This window comes from Vibrio sp. 1401 (assembly GCF_033340295.1).
The window spans coordinates 1-661 of record NZ_JAWOWF010000431.1; the positions used below are offsets into that span (position 1 = coordinate 1).

General features: G+C 49.2%; 1 protein-coding gene. It reads left to right on the top strand.

Annotated elements, in window-relative coordinates; translation table 11 throughout:
- Positions 1 to 68: 68 nt before the first annotated feature.
- On the top strand, positions 69 to 661 hold a 593-nt coding region (gene dapE / locus R7Z77_RS26055; protein WP_318137139.1), incomplete at its 3' end, for a succinyl-diaminopimelate desuccinylase.

A 661-nucleotide genomic window follows, 5' to 3' on the forward strand; every position in this document is an offset into this window, starting at 1 on the left:
CCATATCGGTTTCAAAGCAGACCAATACGCTACGATTTTTAATTCATAAATGTAAGGAAGACTCAAGGATGACAGACAGTCCAGTACTGGCACTTGCAAAAGACCTGATCAGCCGCCAGTCCGTAACACCTGAAGATGCAGGTTGTCAGGACCTAATGATCGAACGTTTAAAAGCGCTCGGTTTTGAAATTGAAGTTATGGTGTTTGAAGACACCACCAACTTTTGGGCGCGTCGCGGTAACGAAGCGCCATTGTTTGCTTTCGCAGGTCACACAGATGTCGTACCCGCAGGCAAGCTAGAACAATGGGATACACCACCGTTCGAGCCAACCATCATCGATGGCTACCTTCATGGTCGTGGTGCGGCCGATATGAAAGGCTCTTTGGCGGCGATGGTAGTGGCCGTTGAACGCTTTATTGCCGAGCACCCAGATCACAAAGGCTCGATTGGCTTTTTGATCACTTCTGATGAAGAAGGTCCTTTCATTAACGGTACCGTTCGCGTCGTAGAAGCGCTGATGGAACGTGGTGAGAACATCGACATGTGCATCGTTGGTGAGCCTTCTAGTACAGAAATTGTGGGTGATGTTGTGAAAAATGGTCGCCGTGGTTCGATTACCGGAGACCTAACCGTAAAAGGCACACAAGGCCACGTGGCCTA